General features: G+C 48.1%; 15 protein-coding genes. All 15 read left to right on the forward strand.

Features of this window, described 5'->3' with window-relative positions; genetic code table 11:
• The first annotated feature begins 1 nt into the window (after window position 1).
• Complete coding sequence (gene pseC, locus BKP64_RS02435; protein WP_070965549.1) at window positions 2–1,159, forward strand: UDP-4-amino-4,6-dideoxy-N-acetyl-beta-L-altrosamine transaminase; 1,158 nt, start codon at window positions 2–4, stop codon at window positions 1,157–1,159.
• Complete coding sequence (locus BKP64_RS02440) at window positions 1,156–2,787, forward strand: aldo/keto reductase (RefSeq protein WP_083329129.1); 1,632 nt, start codon at window positions 1,156–1,158, stop codon at window positions 2,785–2,787. Before pseC ends, BKP64_RS02440 begins: the two co-directional genes overlap by 4 nt.
• The gene (locus BKP64_RS02445) at window positions 2,780–3,574 is read left to right on the forward strand and encodes an SDR family NAD(P)-dependent oxidoreductase (RefSeq protein WP_070965554.1); all 795 of its coding nucleotides are present in this window, start codon (window positions 2,780–2,782) and stop codon (window positions 3,572–3,574) included. Before BKP64_RS02440 ends, BKP64_RS02445 begins: the two co-directional genes overlap by 8 nt.
• Window positions 3,565–4,674 carry a UDP-2,4-diacetamido-2,4,6-trideoxy-beta-L-altropyranose hydrolase gene (gene pseG, locus BKP64_RS02450; RefSeq protein ID WP_070965557.1) on the forward strand — a complete coding sequence of 370 codons (1,110 nt, stop codon included), beginning with the start codon at window positions 3,565–3,567 and terminating at the stop codon, window positions 4,672–4,674. Before BKP64_RS02445 ends, pseG begins: the two co-directional genes overlap by 10 nt.
• Window positions 4,671–5,177 (forward strand): UDP-4-amino-4,6-dideoxy-N-acetyl-beta-L-altrosamine N-acetyltransferase, encoded by a 507-nt coding sequence (gene pseH / locus BKP64_RS02455; protein WP_227515483.1) that lies wholly within the window; start codon window positions 4,671–4,673, stop codon window positions 5,175–5,177. The genes pseG and pseH overlap by 4 nt, the downstream gene beginning before the upstream one ends.
• Before the next feature lie 10 nt (window positions 5,178–5,187).
• Window positions 5,188–6,243: a pseudaminic acid synthase gene (gene pseI, locus BKP64_RS02460; protein ID WP_070965560.1), complete on the forward strand. Its 1,056-nt coding sequence runs from the start codon at window positions 5,188–5,190 to the stop codon at window positions 6,241–6,243.
• A 120-nt stretch (window positions 6,244–6,363) separates the two neighbouring features.
• Window positions 6,364–7,554 carry a hypothetical protein gene (locus tag BKP64_RS02465; protein WP_070965562.1) on the forward strand — a complete coding sequence of 397 codons (1,191 nt, stop codon included), beginning with the start codon at window positions 6,364–6,366 and terminating at the stop codon, window positions 7,552–7,554.
• Window positions 7,555–7,649: 95 nt separating this feature from the next.
• The gene (locus BKP64_RS02470) at window positions 7,650–8,993 is read left to right on the forward strand and encodes a capsular polysaccharide export protein, LipB/KpsS family (protein ID WP_070965565.1); all 1,344 of its coding nucleotides are present in this window, start codon (window positions 7,650–7,652) and stop codon (window positions 8,991–8,993) included.
• A complete protein-coding gene (locus BKP64_RS02475; RefSeq protein WP_157755394.1) occupies window positions 8,971–10,245 on the forward strand; it encodes a hypothetical protein in 1,275 nt (424 codons plus the stop codon). The genes BKP64_RS02470 and BKP64_RS02475 overlap by 23 nt, the downstream gene beginning before the upstream one ends.
• Window positions 10,246–10,249: 4 nt before the next feature.
• Window positions 10,250–11,377, forward strand: a complete 1,128-nt coding sequence (gene gmd, locus BKP64_RS02480; RefSeq protein ID WP_070965571.1) for a GDP-mannose 4,6-dehydratase — start codon at window positions 10,250–10,252, stop codon at window positions 11,375–11,377.
• Window positions 11,374–12,345: a GDP-L-fucose synthase gene (gene fcl / locus BKP64_RS02485; RefSeq protein ID WP_070965573.1), complete on the forward strand. Its 972-nt coding sequence runs from the start codon at window positions 11,374–11,376 to the stop codon at window positions 12,343–12,345. The genes gmd and fcl overlap by 4 nt, the downstream gene beginning before the upstream one ends.
• Window positions 12,346–12,392: 47 nt before the next feature.
• Entirely contained in the window at window positions 12,393–13,799 is a 1,407-nt protein-coding gene (locus BKP64_RS02490) for a mannose-1-phosphate guanylyltransferase/mannose-6-phosphate isomerase (protein WP_070965575.1), read from the forward strand.
• Between the two features lie 7 nt (window positions 13,800–13,806).
• Window positions 13,807–14,580, forward strand: a complete 774-nt coding sequence (locus tag BKP64_RS02495; protein WP_070973521.1) for a glycosyltransferase family 2 protein — start codon at window positions 13,807–13,809, stop codon at window positions 14,578–14,580.
• Between the two features lie 12 nt (window positions 14,581–14,592).
• A complete protein-coding gene (locus BKP64_RS02500) occupies window positions 14,593–15,537 on the forward strand; it encodes a UDP-glucose 4-epimerase family protein (protein ID WP_070965578.1) in 945 nt (314 codons plus the stop codon).
• 51 nt (window positions 15,538–15,588) lie between these two features.
• Window positions 15,589–16,146 carry a sugar transferase gene (locus BKP64_RS02505; protein ID WP_070973522.1) on the forward strand — a complete coding sequence of 186 codons (558 nt, stop codon included), beginning with the start codon at window positions 15,589–15,591 and terminating at the stop codon, window positions 16,144–16,146.
• Window positions 16,147–16,187 lie beyond the last annotated feature (41 nt).

Below are 16,187 nucleotides of genomic sequence, written 5' to 3' on the forward strand. Positions count from 1 at the left end.
TATGATTCCCTACGGCAAGCAAGACATCAGCCAAGCGGATATTGATGCGGTGCTTGATGTACTGCGGTCAGACTTCCTGACACAGGGACCAAAAGTTCCAGAGTTTGAGGCGAAGGTAGCGGGCCATGTGGGTTCCAGGCATGCTCTGGCAGTGAACAGTGCTACCTCTGCATTACACATTGCTTGCCTGGCGCTAGGGTTGGGGCCTGGTGACTGGCTTTGGACATCGCCCGTTACGTTTGTGGCCTCCGCCAACTGCGGTCTTTACTGTGGTGCCAAGGTCGATTTTGTTGATATCGACCCAAAGACCTACAATCTCTGTCCAGTGGCACTAGCTGCCAAACTGGAAGAAGCTGAGGCGGAAGACCGTTTACCAAAGATCGTTGTCGCGGTTCACCTTTGTGGCCAGCCCTGCGATATGTCGCAGCTACATAAGCTAAGCCAACGCTATGGTTTTCGAATTATTGAGGATGCCTCCCACGCCATCGGCGGCAAATATAAAGGCGAGTTCATCGGCAGTGGCCGCTTCAGCGATATCACGGTCTTCAGCTTTCATCCAGTCAAGATTGTGACCACCGCTGAAGGGGGCATGGCGCTCACCAATGACGACGATCTTGCGAGCCGAATGGACCTTCTTCGCAGCCACGGAATCACCCGGGATCCCAATCTGATGACTCGCAAGTCTGACGGCCCCTGGTATTACCAGCAAATCGATCTGGGCTTTAATTACCGGATGACGGAGTTGCAGGCGGCCCTGGGCGTGAGTCAGATGGAGCGCCTAAATGTTTTTGTGGCTCGCCGCCACGAGTTGGCCAGGCGCTATGATGAATTGCTAGCCAACTTGCCGGTAACAACGCCATGGCAACACCCGGACAGCTATTCAGGCTTGCATCTCTATGTTGTTCGTTTACGTCTGGACAAAATAAATAAATCCCATAGAGACGTATTTGAATCTCTTCGTGATCAGGGTATTGGCGTGAATCTGCACTATATTCCCGTTCATACCCAGCCTTATTATGAGGCTATGGGTTTTAGATCCCATGATTTTCCTGAGGCTATGGCTTACTATCGTGAAGCGATCAGCCTGCCCATGTTTCAGGGGATGACCGATGAGCAGCAGGACCAGGTTTTGAGGGCGTTGGAGCTTGCGCTGACATGAAAGCCACGCTCTTGTTGCAAGCAAGAACCAATTCATCCCGCCTACCGGCAAAGGTTTTACTACCCGTAGGTGGGGTGCCTTTGGTCGTCCTCGCTGCACGTCGCGCTGGAAATACTGGTCATCCAGTAATGGTTGTAACCTCGCGTGAGCCCTCTGATGATGTCTTGTGCGATGTCTTGTCGAAGTGGGGCATCAACTATTTCAGAGGGGAGCTGGAAAACACCCTCAAACGTTTTGTGGATGCTCTTGAGGGTCTCTCCGACCAACATGTAATTGTTCGGCTAACTGGTGACAATGTTCTTCCGGACGGTGAATTTATTGATGAGATGCTCGAAGACTTTGAGCAAAAAAAACTGGCCTATCTCGGTTGCGGCGGGGACGCGTCTGGGTTGCCTTATGGTGTCAGTGCCGAGATTATACGTGCGCGTCATCTCAGAGAAGCCCACCAGGAAACGGACTCTTTGTTTGATCGTGAACATGTCACGCCTTGGGTTATCGCCAAATACGGCCGAAGCAACTTCGAGCGGTACCATTCATTAGGCATGACACAATACCGGTGCACTGTCGACACGCTGGATGATTATTTAAAAGTGGCCCGGTTGTTCGCTTGCTTGGATGAACCGGAAAATCAGTCATTGAGAGTTTTACTTAAAACCTTGAAGACTGAATCCACGGACGTGGTGACGGAAACACCAGCAAGCCGTATGGTCTTGGGAACTGCTCAGTTTGGTCTGAACTACGGAATTGCAAACAGGACCGGGCGCCCACAGCAGAAGTTAGTGAATGATCTGGTTCATACGGCCATTAAAAACGGTGTGCAGTATTTGGATACCGCAAGGGCCTATGGCGACAGCGAACAGGTTTTGGGCAGAGCACTGACTGAAGGCTGGTCCTCCAGAACAACGGTAATCACAAAGCTATCCCCATTGGATGATTGCCCTCCTGAGGCTAACCCTGACGTAGTGAGGGCATTTGTAGAGCGCAGTGTGTATCAATCCTGCCATAAGCTGGGCGTTTCCCGGCTTGGTGTTTTGATGCTACACCGAGCCGCTCACCTAACCTCCTGGGGCGGTGCTGCATGGGCTACGGTGTGCCAGCTTAAAGAAAAGGATGTTATTGGGGAGCTTGGGGTTTCGGTTCAGTCGCCGGAGGAAGCCCTGACTGCCTTGGAATTTGATGCGGTTTCGGTCGTCCAGCTGCCCTTTAACATACTCGATTATCGCTGGGAATCAGTCATTGCGAAAATTTCGGACGTGCGAATGCGTCGCCGCCTCGTTGTTCATGCCCGTAGCGCTCTGTTGCAGGGATTGTTAACCACAGAGCAGCGGGAGTTGTGGGAAAGGGCCAGGTGCACGAATGCAGAGCAAGTACTGGACTGGCTTAGAGAACAGGCGAACTACCACTGCAGGGGGGATATCGTTGAACTTTGTGTGCGTTTTGCGCTCTCGCAGAATTGGATTGATGGCATCGTGTTAGGCCTGGATACGAAAGAACAGTTGTTGGACAACCTCAAGATAATGGGCATGAAACCCTTGACTCAGGGTCAATTAATTGAGCTTGAAAAAAGTCGCCCTCGAGTCCCCAGAAAAACGCTTGACCCCGCCACCTGGATAAAAGCCGATGCGTAATCTGCAGCAGAGATTTTCACTTGAGAGCAAGAGCGTGCTGGTCACTGGGGCAACCGGGTACCTGGGCCGTGCGATGGTTTATGGTCTTGCAGAGTTAGGGGCCCGAGTCCTGGTAAATGGCCGCAATCGGCCTCGAGTTGAAGAGTTCGTCGAAGAATTGCGTGAAGCCCAGTTTGCTGCTGAGTCGGCCGTTTTTGATATCAATGATGAGCACGCTGTTCGTAAATGGTTTAGCAAGCTGGGTTCATTACATGGCTTAGTGAACAATGCCTATTCCGGTGGTGCGGGTTCCATAGAAACAGCTTCGGATGCAGATTTTCAAAACAGCTACGAAGTATCGTTGGTCTCTGCGAACAGGTTGCTACGTGAGGCGCTACCTAATTTGCGCTCGGCCGTCAACGACAGTGGCGGGGCTTCAGTGGTGAATATCGGATCCATGTACGGAATGGTGAGCCCGGATCAGAGGGTTTACGCAGGCAAGAGTGTCGCAAACCCACCTTTCTACGGAGCTGCAAAGGCTGCGTTGTTGCAGTGGACACGTTATGCAGCCTGTGAGTTCGGAATTGAAGGGATACGGGTAAATGCAGTTTCGCCCGGGCCATTTCCTTCAAGATCCGTACAGACGTCCAGCGCCGATTTTGTAGCCACTTTAGCTAGCAAAGTTCCGTTGGGAAGAATTGGCCAGGCAGAGGAAATTCAAGGCCCTTTGTCATTCCTGATTTCGGACGCGTCCAGTTTCGTGAATGGTTCCAATCTGGTTGTTGATGGGGGCTGGACGTGCTGGTAGCGTTCCGCGCCGACGCTTCTGACCATATAGGCACGGGCCACGTCATGCGTTGCCTGACACTGGCCGATGAGCTAACCCGGCAGGAACATCGATGCAAGTTTATCTGCCGAAAACACCAAGGCCACCTCGGTGACTTGATTGCCAGCAAAGGGTACGAGCTCACAATGCTGCCCGCTCCTGACGCCGTTGAGGTGGAATCGTCAGACAATTGGAACAATACTTACGCCGATTGGCTTGGCGTGCCCTGGCAACAAGATGCAAAAGAGACCCTCGAAGCGCTGGCGCCAATAGAAGCAGATTGGCTGGTAGTGGATCACTATGCCCTGGATGCCCTCTGGGAACAGCAAGTTGCCAGGAAGGCAGGCCGGGTTATGGTGATTGATGATCTGGCCGACAGACAGCATGAATGCGCGCTTCTGTTGGATCAGAATCTGGGGCGAGGTGCCTCGGATTACGATGGACTCGTGCCGGAAGACTGCCTGAGATTGATTGGTCCCGAATACGCGCTGCTACGACCGGAGTTCGCGCCACGTCGCGAATTCAGCTTAAAACGGCGCGAGCAACCGGAGTTGAAACGAATTCTGATCTCCCTTGGTGGTGTCGATCGAACCAATATGACCGGTCAGGTTCTGGAAGCTTTAGCCGAAACGGCGCTGCCTGGGGAGACTCAACTGGATATCATTATGGGCGCTTCAGCGCCTTATCTGGATGAAGTTCGGCAACAGGCTGCGCAGTTGTCCCCCATGGCAACGGTGAATGTGAACGTTGGTGATATGGCCGAGCGGATGTGCCTGGCTGATCTCTCTATCGGAGCCGCGGGAGGTACATCCTGGGAGCGTTGTTGCTTGGGGCTCCCTGCGGTGCTGGTGATTTTGGCTGATAACCAGGTACCCGGAGCCAGGGCCCTGGAAGTGGCCGGCGCTGCGTTAACGGTCACTGGTCCCGAAGCAGTCCAGGCTGCTCTGCCTTCCGCCTTGGCCAAAATTGGTGAGCCCGGCTGCCTTCAGCGCATGAGTCGTGCTGCCGCAGCGATAACCGATGGAAAAGGTACCGCCATCGTTGTGGAATCCATGGTGGTTGTTGGCAGGAGAACGCCATGACAGCGGACAGTCTTCGTCCCATGACGGAAGCCGATCTTGAGCAGGTATTGTATTGGCGCAATCACCCCAGGGTACGCCGCTTTATGTACACCACTCATGAGATCGCGCTGGAAGAGCATAGTAAGTGGTTTTCCAGTGCCACATGTAACCCAGCCGTCGATCTTATGATTTATGAACTCCACGGACAGGCCAGAGGGTTTGTGAATATAACCCGAACAAGGTGTCCGGAGGTTGCAGACTGGGGGTTTTACCTGGCTCCGGATGCTCCGAAAGGTACTGGTCGGTCTCTGGGTATGCAGGCTTTAACATACGCATTTGAAGAACTCGGCCTCCACAAGCTTTGTGGCCAAGCGCTTGGCTTTAACGAGCGGTCCATTGCTTTTCATAAGGCGCTTGGATTCACCGAAGAGGGCTGTCTGCGAGACCAGCATTTTGATGGCCATGAGTTTCATGATGTTGTGTGTTTTGGCCTCCTAGAGCATGAGTGGCAAACAAAAGATTAGGGATCGAGTAATGACAGAACCAAAAATTGTAATTGCCGGCCGCGAAATCTCACGAGACCAGCCGCCGTACATTATTGCCGAACTTTCGGCCAACCATAATGGTAAGCTCGAAACGGCACTGAAGATCATAGATGAAGCCGCCAAAGCGGGTGCTGATGCGGTAAAGCTGCAGACCTATCGCCCGGATACCATTACCCTGGATTCCAATACTGAGGATTTTAAAATAAAGGGCGGGCTCTGGGACGGGCGTACGCTCTACGAATTGTACGAAGAAGCTCACATGCCCTGGGAATGGCACAGACCCTTGTTCGAGCATGCCAGAAAAGTCGGTATCACCATCTTCAGTTCCCCTTTCGACCCAACAGCAGTCGATCTGCTGGAAGACCTGGACGCTCCGGCCTACAAGATTGCCTCTTTTGAAGCCGTGGACCTGCCACTGATCCGCTATGTGGCGAGCACAGGCAAGCCGATGATCATCTCCACCGGTATGGCCAATGAAGAAGAGATCGAGGAAGCTATTGCAGCTGCGAGGGAGGGTGGCTGTAGGGAACTAGCTATCCTCCAATGCGTGAGCGGTTATCCTGCACCGGCAGAGGATTACAACCTCCGGACCATCAGCGACATGATTGAGCGCTTTGGGCTGGTAACGGGCTTGTCTGATCATACTCTGGACAATACCACTGCCATTGCCAGCGTTGTTTTAGGTGCGTCAATTATAGAAAAACATTTCACACTCGACCGCGAGGGAGGCGGACCGGATGACAGCTTCTCGCTGGAGCCCGATGCTTTGGCGGCGTTATGCCGGGACAGTAAAACTGCCTGGAAAGCCCTCGGTTGCGTTGATTATGGCCGTAAGTCTAGTGAACAAGGCAATGTTCAGTTCAGGAGATCACTTTATTTCGTAAAAGACCTTCAGGAAGGTGAAGTGATAACCGGCGATGCGATCCGTAGTGTTCGGCCCGGATACGGGTTACAACCGAAACACCTTGATGAAATCATAGGTAAACGACTGAGCAGACCTGCATGTAGGAATACGCCGGTCCGATTCGAAGACATTACAGATTGAAACCAACTGATGGAAAACATAATAAAGGCCGAAAATAATAAAATTCAAACTTCAATTTTCAATTAATTCGCCGCTTGGTCAATCAGTCTTCTCTTACTTTCGATGACAGATGAATTTTAAATGCAAGAAACGTTGCCGGTGGGAAAGAAAAAACTGTTTGAGCTAATTTTACGATTTTTTGGCGCAAGTACGCGGCCACTAGCTATTTCGGTAGCCATAGTGTATATGCCGGGAGTAACTAAAGCCTATTTTGCAATGGTCTATTTGTCTCCCCTGCTCTTTAAACTGTGTAGCTTGTCGGACTTAGTCCAATATCGAAGATTAATAAAATCTCCTGCATCTTTTCAGCGAATATCACATCGTTATTTCTCGGTGGTTATATCTAGAATTATTTTTGCAATAATAATTATTTTTCCATTTTCAATAGCAACTGAAACCTTGAAAATCTGGGCTGCGATATCTCTGTTCTGTATCACTGATTCGTACTTGATGTTTAGCGAGATAAGATATTTGTTGTCAGGTGATACGTTGCGTTCCGCAATCTACCTTGTTTGTTCAAGAATTTTTCAGGTTGCATCTTTATCACTGACTTTCTACTTCTTAAAAGATTTTCTATTTTTTTCCGCCAGTTATTTTTGGATAGTGCTTGTGTTTGTTTCACTGGTTCATCTCAGGTCTGGGTATAAGGATTACGATTTTAAAGCATTGTTTCGTTATATTCGAAAAAAAAATAATATATTTAGTTATCTTGGGCAACTTAGGAAAGCTAGCGTAGAAATAATATCCTTAGTTTTCTTTATTTCAACTCCAACCTTAATTTCCTTTGCAGAACCTTCCAACGAGGTTTCCAAATATTATGTGATTGGATTCTCCCTGTGCAGCTTTGTTATAATGGTTTTCAGGGTTTTATTTTTTAATAGTAGAGTGAAATATTATATAGGATCTGGCGTCGAAAAAAATTATATAGTTTATGCATGGGTTTTTGTTGCTCTTTTGATGGCGATGGCATTGCTCTTAGGATACGCATTGTCAGGCTTTTTTGATATTTCTTTATTTGAGTTAGTTTTAATTGTTCTTATATTTGGAGTGTTTGTTTTTATTCAGCTAGTAAATCAAGTTATGGTTTTCTATTTGTCCGCAAGAAGTGTAAATAGAAATTATATTCTGGTTTCCTTGTTGTTGGTTTCTATGATGTCCGCATTGTTTTTTTATCTACAAAGAAGTGCATTTTATTTGGAATTGTCGGTTCTCCTGCCAGCTATTTTTTCCATTACAGTGAGCTGCATTTTCTATAGAAAGTTTAAAAGGTAAGAATTTTCATTGTGAGTTGTATGCCATATTTTAATTATTTAAATCATTAAATATTGTTTTAAATTCATGTACTGGAAGCTTAAATAGCGGATCTTATGGGAAATATTTTAGTTTATGTCCGGCCTTGGAACTCTAATCAACTTCTTGATTTGGCGCAACTTACTTGGCCAAACTACAATATACTTCGAATTAGTGAGCATAAAGGCTTCGATGATGTCGGTTACATAAAAGAGTACTATGAAAATATCGATAGGATTGATCGAACTTGCGATTTCGAACGTTCTGCACCATTTAAGGATGTAGAGATTGATGACATCATCATACGTTGCAGGCTTTTGCGAGCTCTTGATTTTGAGTTTGCAAAGAGGCTCGTGCATTCTGCAATCCAAGCAATTGAGCGAGTTTTAGAGAATGTGCAACCGAAATATATACTTTCTGTTACAGTTGATTCTTACATTATTGATTTACTTGCAAGGCTCGCAAAAAAAAGAGCGATAAAATTTATCGGGCTTGTGCCAACGTTTGTGGATGGTTACTTCCGCATCACAGAGCGTGGCGAAAAAGCCATTAACAGAAAAGTTGATCCCCAAGAAGTTGAAGCAGTAGTCTCAATGCTCACGAAACAAGAATATAAACCTCAGTGGTTAGCGGCCAATAGGAAGGTAATCAAGAAGAAAGCCATTCGACTTTGGGCCAGGAATCTTATTAAGCCGGCTTGGTTTTTCTTTTATTCCAGGTTGAAACGTGATCCTCTTAATGCTCATTATATGACTACTGATATTGTCTCACGAAAATACCTAAGTCTTTTTCCGAAGCTCTATAACGAGTTCGACAATATAGATTCGGTATTTAGTGTAATATCTGAAGATAGTAGGCGGTCGATATTTTTGCCGCTTCAGATGTCTCCTGAAGCGACTATTGATTATTGGTCAAGCGATAAATCATGGATCGATTATGAAAATAAGATAATCTCCGTTGTTAAAGAATATTCGGATCGATATATATTCATTGTGAAGGAGCATCCGAATGTTTACGGGTTCAGAGCTCCTGATTTTTATGGTAGATTGCTTGAAAATAAGAATGTCATTTTGGTTAATCCAGAGGTTTCGTCAAACGGATTACTTGAAATTTGTGACTCCGTCTTGGTTTGCACTGGTACTGTAGGTTTTGAGGCGTTGCTGCGGGGTAAACCGGTAATGTCCACATCGGAACCGTTTTATGCGCCGATCGAAGAATTTCTGGATCTGGATGATGATCTAATCCAGTCCCCAGAGAACGACCCCCGTCGATTAGTTGAGTACCTGCTTTCCGGTTTTTCTCCGGGTGTTTTTATTAATGATGGATCCTGGAACAATAATGCACATTCGGATGCTCGATTTAACAAGTTAGTTTCACATTCGATAACCGGAATCCTGAGTGATTGCGAAAATGAGGCTTGATTCTTCTCGTAAGGTATCGAGTCGAACAGATTCTGCAGTATTATTTATGCTGTTTTTGGGATATCTGTTCTTTGCGTTTGCATTCTATCTTGAGAATGTTCTCTCGCCGTATTCTTCTAGATTTTTAATTGAAGGTTTAGTCCTCGTATCCAGGCTTGTTTTTCTTTCTATCGCTTTATTCTGCTCCTTGGCCTTTTATAAACGGAAAGCACCAGTCGCTCGTATACGTATCTTGGCTGTTGCTTTAGTCTACACAGCCGCTGGAATATCCGGTTTTATTTTCAATGCGCATGATGATCTCGGCGTTTTCGTTGCACACCTCAGCGTTTATATTCAGTTTTTTTTACTGGTTTTCGGATATTCATTAATTGGCCTCCAGAATGATGATTTTATCATTGCTGTCCTCCGTTGGTTTTCTTACATAATATTGTCTGTCAATATTGTATTCGTTTTTGGACTTTTTGTTTTTGTTGATGTTGGCTTGTATATATCGGCATCTTTGTATTCGGTTGGTTTCTCTCTGAGTTACTTTATCTCGTCTCGGAAAAATCATGGTGCAGGTATATTGACTGTTTTCTTGGTTTCTATATTCAGTCTAAAACGGGGCTTGTTGCTCGCGACGATGATGCACTGGTTATTTACAGTGAAATTTAAAATTAAAAATCTATTTTTTGCATTGTTTTTTTTGCTCGTGGTTCTCTTATTGGCATATGGGATCTATCAGCAATTCCCAGATGCTTTTTTTTCTAAATTGATTGAGTCGAATATTTCTCGATCGCTGGAATCGGGTTCCTCGGTTGATGCCGTCTCGAGCGGTAGAGTATCTATAATGATTGCGGTATTTAATGAATTGTCGGGGGTGTATAAATTTATTTTTGGCTCCGGGTTCGGTGTTATTTTTGATGCCTACGGTTTTTTGGAAGGACGCTCTGCTGAATGGCTTACTAGTGGAGTCGATGTAATTTTTGGCCATTTCTGGCTTCTCCATGGTGTCGTCTTGGGAACTATTCTTTCCGCTCTTGTGTCGTTTTGGATTTTCTATTTGTTTTTTACGTCGTACTATAAAAGCGACGTTATATTTGCATTTTTTGTTAATCTGCTTGCCTTCAATTTTCTGGTTTCCCTTACTTCATTTACTCCTTGGGATCCAGTTTGGGGCTTGGCTACAGGTTTATTACTAGCTAGGTACAGGGTGCTCAGGCGAAGAAAAGATTTCCGAGTAAATGTTGATAACAGCGTAGGTCAGGAATAGCGTTATGAGAAAAGTTGCATTAATTACGGGAGTTACGGGTCAAGACGGCTCCTATCTTGCTGAATTTCTCCTCGAAAAGGGTTATGAGGTGCATGGGATTAAGCGGCGAGCCTCTTTGTTTAACACACAGCGGGTTGATCACATCTATCAGGACCCACACGTAGAACATCAGAATTTCATACTCCACTATGGTGATCTGACCGATTCATCGAACCTGACGAGGATTCTCCAGGAAGTCCAGCCGGATGAGGTTTATAACCTGGGGGCTCAATCCCATGTTGCTGTCAGTTTCGAGTCTCCGGAGTATACCGCTGATGTCGACGCCATGGGAACCTTGCGACTTCTGGAGGCAATCCGGCTGCTTGGACTGGAGAAGAAAACCAGGTTCTATCAGGCGTCTACCTCAGAGCTTTATGGCCTTGTTCAGGAAGTACCGCAGAAGGAGACAACGCCTTTCCATCCTCGCTCACCTTATGCGGTTGCCAAGCTCTATGCCTATTGGATTGCTGTGAATTACCGTGAAGCATATGGTATGTACGCCTGTAACGGGATCCTCTTCAATCACGAATCTCCCCGGCGTGGAGAGACGTTTGTAACCCGAAAGATTACGCGTGGCCTTGCGAATATCGCTCAGGGTCTTGAGTCCTGTCTTTACATGGGGAATATGGACGCCCTCCGAGATTGGGGGCATGCCAAAGATTACGTTCGTATGCAATGGTTGATGCTTCAGCAGGATGAGCCAGAGGATTTTGTGATCGCGACGGGTGTTCAGTATTCGGTTCGTGAGTTTATTGTGTGGTCGGCAAGAGAACTTGGTATTGAGCTTGAATTTCAAGGCGAGGGCGTTGATGAGCGTGGGATTGTCTCAGCCGTGGCTGGAGACAAAGCGCCCGAAGTTAAAGTTGGCGATGTGATTGCTAGAGTTGATCCGCGGTATTTTCGCCCCGCGGAAGTAGAAACGCTTTTGGGTGACCCAACCAAGGCGAAAGAGAAACTTGGTTGGGTAACCGAAATAACCGCGCAGGAAATGTGTGCGGAGATGGTCGCGGAGGACCTGAAAACAGCTCGTCGCTATGCATTGCTTAAAAAGCATGGGTTGGAAGTTCCGGTTACGTTGGAGAACGGCGCATGAACGACAGTCGGCGTAAGGTGTTCGTTGCAGGCCATAAAGGAATGGTCGGGTCTGCTATTGTTCGGCGCCTTGAAAGTGAAGGTGCTTACGAGATCATTACCCGTTCCCGGAAAGAGCTGGACCTGCTTGATCAAGAGGCAGTTCAGGCTTTTATGCGGTCAGAACAGGTAGATGAGGTTTATCTGGCTGCGGCAAAGGTTGGCGGGATTCACGCAAACAATACTTTTCCTGCCGAGTTTATCTACGAAAATCTGATAATCGAATGCAACCTCATCAACGCAGCCCATCAGGCCGGTGTGCAGAAGTTGTTGTTCCTTGGGTCTTCGTGCATTTATCCAAAGTTCGCGGAGCAACCCATGAGCGAAGATGCGTTGTTGACGGGAGTTCTTGAACCGACGAATGAACCCTATGCCATTGCGAAGATTGCCGGGATTAAACTATGCGAGAGTTATAATCGGCAGTACGGGCGCGACTATCGGAGCGTAATGCCGACCAACTTATACGGCCCAAATGACAACTTCCATCCTGAAAATTCCCATGTGATCCCGGCACTTATCCGACGGTTTCATGCCGCAGTGAATGCAGGTGACTCGGAGGTGGTTATCTGGGGGAGCGGCAACCCGATGAGGGAATTTCTTCATGTAGATGACATGGCTGCGGCCAGTTTTCATGTGATGAATCTTGACACCGATTCTTATCAGGCGAATACCCAGCCCATGCTGTCCCATATTAATGTTGGTACGGGGGTGGATTGCACTATCCGAGAACTTGCAGAGACTATAGCCCGTGTAACCGGTTATGAGGGGCGCCTGATATTTGATAGCTCCAAGCCGGATGGAACTCCTCGTAAGCTGATGGATGTAAGTCGCTTGCGCGCGTTGGGGTGGGAGGCATCGATTTCCCTGGAGGACGGGCTTGCATCTGCCTATGAATGGTTCAAGAGCAATGCCGACAATGTGCGTGCGTAGGTAGTTTTCAGTCCCTTTAATGTTTTCTGGCTGCATAGAGTTAATTTATGATTTTTCCCGTTATTTTGGCCGGCGGGGCAGGTTCACGATTGTGGCCATTGTCCCGCCAGCTTAACCCGAAGCAGTTTCTTCCTCTGACAGGTGAAAGTACGATGTTACAGGGGACTGTGGCACGCCTGAACGGGTTGGATGTAGAACCTCCAGTTGTGGTGTGTAACGACGAACATCGTTTCCTGGTTGCCGAGCAGTTAAGAGCTTGTGGTGTCGAAGGCGCCCAGATCCTTCTTGAGCCAGTCGGCCGCAACACCGCGCCCGCAATAGCATTAGCCGCAACGTCAGTGGCAAAAACCAATCCGGACGCCGTTTTGTTAGTGTTGGCCGCAGATCACGTTGTAAAGGATGAGCCGGCCTTTCGGGCCTCGGTAACAACTGCTGTTACGTTTGCAGAACAAGGCAAGTTGGTGACGTTCGGTGTAACCCCTACGGGGCCAGAGACTGGTTACGGTTATATTCGGGCTGGCTCTTATCTTGGTGAAGGTGTTGCGGAACTGGAAGAGTTCGTTGAGAAGCCCTCGGTGGATATGGCGCAGGCCTATATTGATGCTGGTGGTTATACCTGGAATAGCGGAATGTTTCTTTTCCGTGCTGACCGTTACTTGCAAGAACTGGAACGGTGGCGGCCTGACATCCTTCGGGCATGTAACACGGCTATGGAGCAAGCGTCTGATGATCTCACGTTTCTCCGAATAGGTGCGTCTGCTTTTCGCGGATGCCCCGAGGAGTCTGTGGATTATGCCGTGATGGAGAAAACAGATTCCGCTGTGGTGGTCGAAATGAATGCGGGTTGGAGCGATATCGGCTCGTGGTCAGCACTATGGGAAAACGAGTGCAAGGATAGTCAAGGCAATGCAGTGAAGGGAGACGTTATTCTGCAGGATGCCAAAAACACATTGGCACGCGCGGATCATCGGCTCGTTGCCTTGGTTGGTGTAGACGACCTTGTGGTCGTAGAAACCAAGGACGCTGTGTTGGTGGCCCATAAGGATAGCGTACAAGACGTCAAGAAAGTGGTTGAGGCGATCAAGTCAGATGGGCGACATGAGCATATGAACCACCGGGAAGTCTATCGCCCCTGGGGTGTCTATGATTCAGTAGATAATGGGCAGCGCTATCAGGTGAAACGGATTACGGTTAAGCCCGGTGCCAAGCTTTCGGTTCAAATGCATCATCACCGTGCAGAACACTGGATTGTAGTGAGTGGAACAGCAAAGGTCACCAATGGTGAAGAGAATTACCTGGTGACTGAGAATCAGTCTACCTATATTCCGGTTGGGCAGGTGCATTGTCTGGAAAACCCGGGAGTTATCCCACTGGAATTGATTGAAGTTCAGTCCGGCTCTTATCTTGGCGAAGACGATATCGTTAGATTGAAGGATCAGTATGGGCGTAAATAATTCTGAGATGCCCAAGGTTTCTGTTGTCACAGTGTGTTTTAACAGTGAGTCCACAATCCGTGACACCCTTGAGTCTGTGCTTTCACAGAGTTATCGGAATATAGAACACATCATTGTGGATGGCGGTTCGAAAGATCGCACTATGGATATTATTGCTGAGTACCGTGAGTCGCTTGGACCTGTGATCAGTGAGCCTGATAAAGGGCTGTATGATGCGATGAACAAGGGCATCGGGCTGGCAAGTGGAGAGATAATCGGAATTCTCAATTCTGATGACTTTTACGAACGTAATGACGTAATCGAAGCGGTGTCGGCAGCTTTTCGAAGCGATTCGTCACTGGATCTGGTTTTTGGTGATGTTGTCTTCGTTCAGCCGCCTGACCTTGAGACGGTTTCCCGATATTATCGCGCCGGACACTTCCGGCCCTGGAAGCTCCGCTTTGGCTGGATGCCGCCCCATCCGGCCACGTTTGTAAAGAAAGCTGTATATGAAAAGCATGGACAGTATCGGCTTGATATGAAAATTTCGGCGGATTACGAGATGTTTGTTCGTTGGCTGATCAATGCCCGACTCAATTATCGTTGGATGAATCGAGTGATTGTAAGAATGCGGGCAGGAGGGGTAAGTACCGGCGGTTTGAAAAGCAGCCTGATTTTGAATAAGGAAATAGTTCGCGCGTGCAAAGAGAACGGTTTGTACACCAATTTAATCTTTGTGCTTACCAAGATTCCGTTCAAGCTTTTAGAACTTATGAGACGTCCGATTAGGGGTGTAGAGTAAGGTGTATAGGGTGTGAACATAATTGTCACTGGTGCGACAGGTTTTGTCGGAAGCCGCCTTGTTGATCGTATAGGCCGGCAAGGAGTTTATGGTTTGACCTGCGCTGTCAGGCGGGCAGGGAGTTCCTCCTACGGTCATGAAGTTTTGGTTGAAGGCCTCAATTCCGAGACTGACTGGTCTGCGGCCCTCAAGGATCAGGAAGTGGTGGTTCACGCGGCGGCGCGTGCCCATGTTATGAAAGAGGAGGCAGCTGACCTTCTCGCGGAATATCGCAAAGTTAACGTAGACGGTACCTTGAATCTTGCCCGCCAGGCAGTTGACGCGGGCGTTAAGCGCTTTGTTTATATCAGTTCCATCAAGGTAAATGGTGAAGGAACAATTGAGGGCGTGCCCTTTAATGCAGACGATTTGCCAGCACCCCAGGATCCTTACGGTATTTCCAAGATGGAAGCGGAGGAATGCCTGAAACGACTGGCGGCCGAGTATGGGATGGAAGTGGTCATTGTTCGGCCGCCTTTGGTTTACGGGCCCGGTGTGAAAGGTAACTTTGCCAGCATGATGAAACTTATAGAGAAGGGGTTGCCGTTACCCCTTGGTGCCGTTGGTAACAAGCGTTCGCTGGTTGCACTGGATAACCTGATTGACCTGATAGTTACCTGCATCGATCACCCCGCTGCTGCCAATCAGATTTTTCTGGCGGGCGACGGGGAGGATCTATCCACTACTCAGTTGTTGCGCGGTGTTGCTCGGGCCATGGGTAAGCGGCCGTGCTTGGTTCCAGTGCCTCCAGGATTGTTACTGGTCGGTGCATCTTTGTTGGGCAAGAAGGCGATTGCGCAGCGTCTGCTGGGCTCTTTGCAGGTGGATATTTCCAAAGCTCGTGATCTGTTGGGTTGGCAGCCTCCATTATCTGTGGAGGAAGGGTTGGCCAAGGCGGTGGGAAGTCAGGTTGATTAGTTGAAATATCTGCGCAAAACCAGAATCAAAATTTATTATGGGATGGTGCTTGTGATTCGCTTTTTTGATTTTATTTTTTCCCTGTTAGGCCTGATTGTTGGTTTTCCGGTGTTGTTGGTACTGACGGTGATAGGTCTATTCGATACAGGTTCGCCAATTTTTAGTCAGAAGCGGGTAGGCCGTAATAAGAAGCCGTTCACTTTGGTGAAGTTTCGGACCATGAAAGTAGACACAGCCTCCGTCGCCAGCCATTTGGCAAATACTGCGTCCATCACCCGGTTTGGGCACTTTCTGCGCCGCACCAAGCTGGACGAGTTGCCCCAACTGTGGAATGTGTTGAAGGGCGAAATGAGCTTGGTAGGCCCAAGGCCGTGCCTGTTTAATCAGGAAGAGTTGATTGAGGAGCGGGAAAGCCGCGGAGTATTAAGCGCCCGGCCAGGCATTACCGGTTTGGCCCAAGTTAACGAGATTGATATGTCTACGCCGAGGTTGCTGGCGGAAACAGATCAGAAAATGCTGAAAAATCTCAATGTTGGCGCTTACTTCAAGTATATTTTGATGACGGTGGCTGGTAAGGGGGCAGGAGATCGGGTGCCGGGTAGAGATTAAAATGACTTTAAGTTCTATTTTTCAATAGTGACTGGTCTGTG

It is taken from the genome of Marinobacter salinus (assembly GCF_001854125.1).
In the GTDB taxonomy this organism is placed as follows: Bacteria; Pseudomonadota; Gammaproteobacteria; order Pseudomonadales; family Oleiphilaceae; genus Marinobacter; species Marinobacter salinus.

Coding starts and splice junctions, on each gene's coding strand:
- BKP64_RS02445 (WP_070965554.1), top strand. CDS start 2,780: ATGCGTAATCTGCAGCAGAGATTTTCACTTGAGAGCAAGAGCGTGCTG.
- BKP64_RS02495 (WP_070973521.1), top strand. CDS start 13,807: ATGCCCAAGGTTTCTGTTGTCACAGTGTGTTTTAACAGTGAGTCCACA.
- BKP64_RS02490 (WP_070965575.1), top strand. CDS start 12,393: ATGATTTTTCCCGTTATTTTGGCCGGCGGGGCAGGTTCACGATTGTGG.
- BKP64_RS02440 (WP_083329129.1), top strand. CDS start 1,156: ATGAAAGCCACGCTCTTGTTGCAAGCAAGAACCAATTCATCCCGCCTA.
- pseC (WP_070965549.1), top strand. CDS start 2: ATGATTCCCTACGGCAAGCAAGACATCAGCCAAGCGGATATTGATGCG.
- fcl (WP_070965573.1), top strand. CDS start 11,374: ATGAACGACAGTCGGCGTAAGGTGTTCGTTGCAGGCCATAAAGGAATG.
- BKP64_RS02470 (WP_070965565.1), top strand. CDS start 7,650: ATGGGAAATATTTTAGTTTATGTCCGGCCTTGGAACTCTAATCAACTT.
- pseI (WP_070965560.1), top strand. CDS start 5,188: ATGACAGAACCAAAAATTGTAATTGCCGGCCGCGAAATCTCACGAGAC.
- BKP64_RS02465 (WP_070965562.1), top strand. CDS start 6,364: ATGCAAGAAACGTTGCCGGTGGGAAAGAAAAAACTGTTTGAGCTAATT.
- pseH (WP_227515483.1), top strand. CDS start 4,671: ATGACAGCGGACAGTCTTCGTCCCATGACGGAAGCCGATCTTGAGCAG.
- gmd (WP_070965571.1), top strand. CDS start 10,250: ATGAGAAAAGTTGCATTAATTACGGGAGTTACGGGTCAAGACGGCTCC.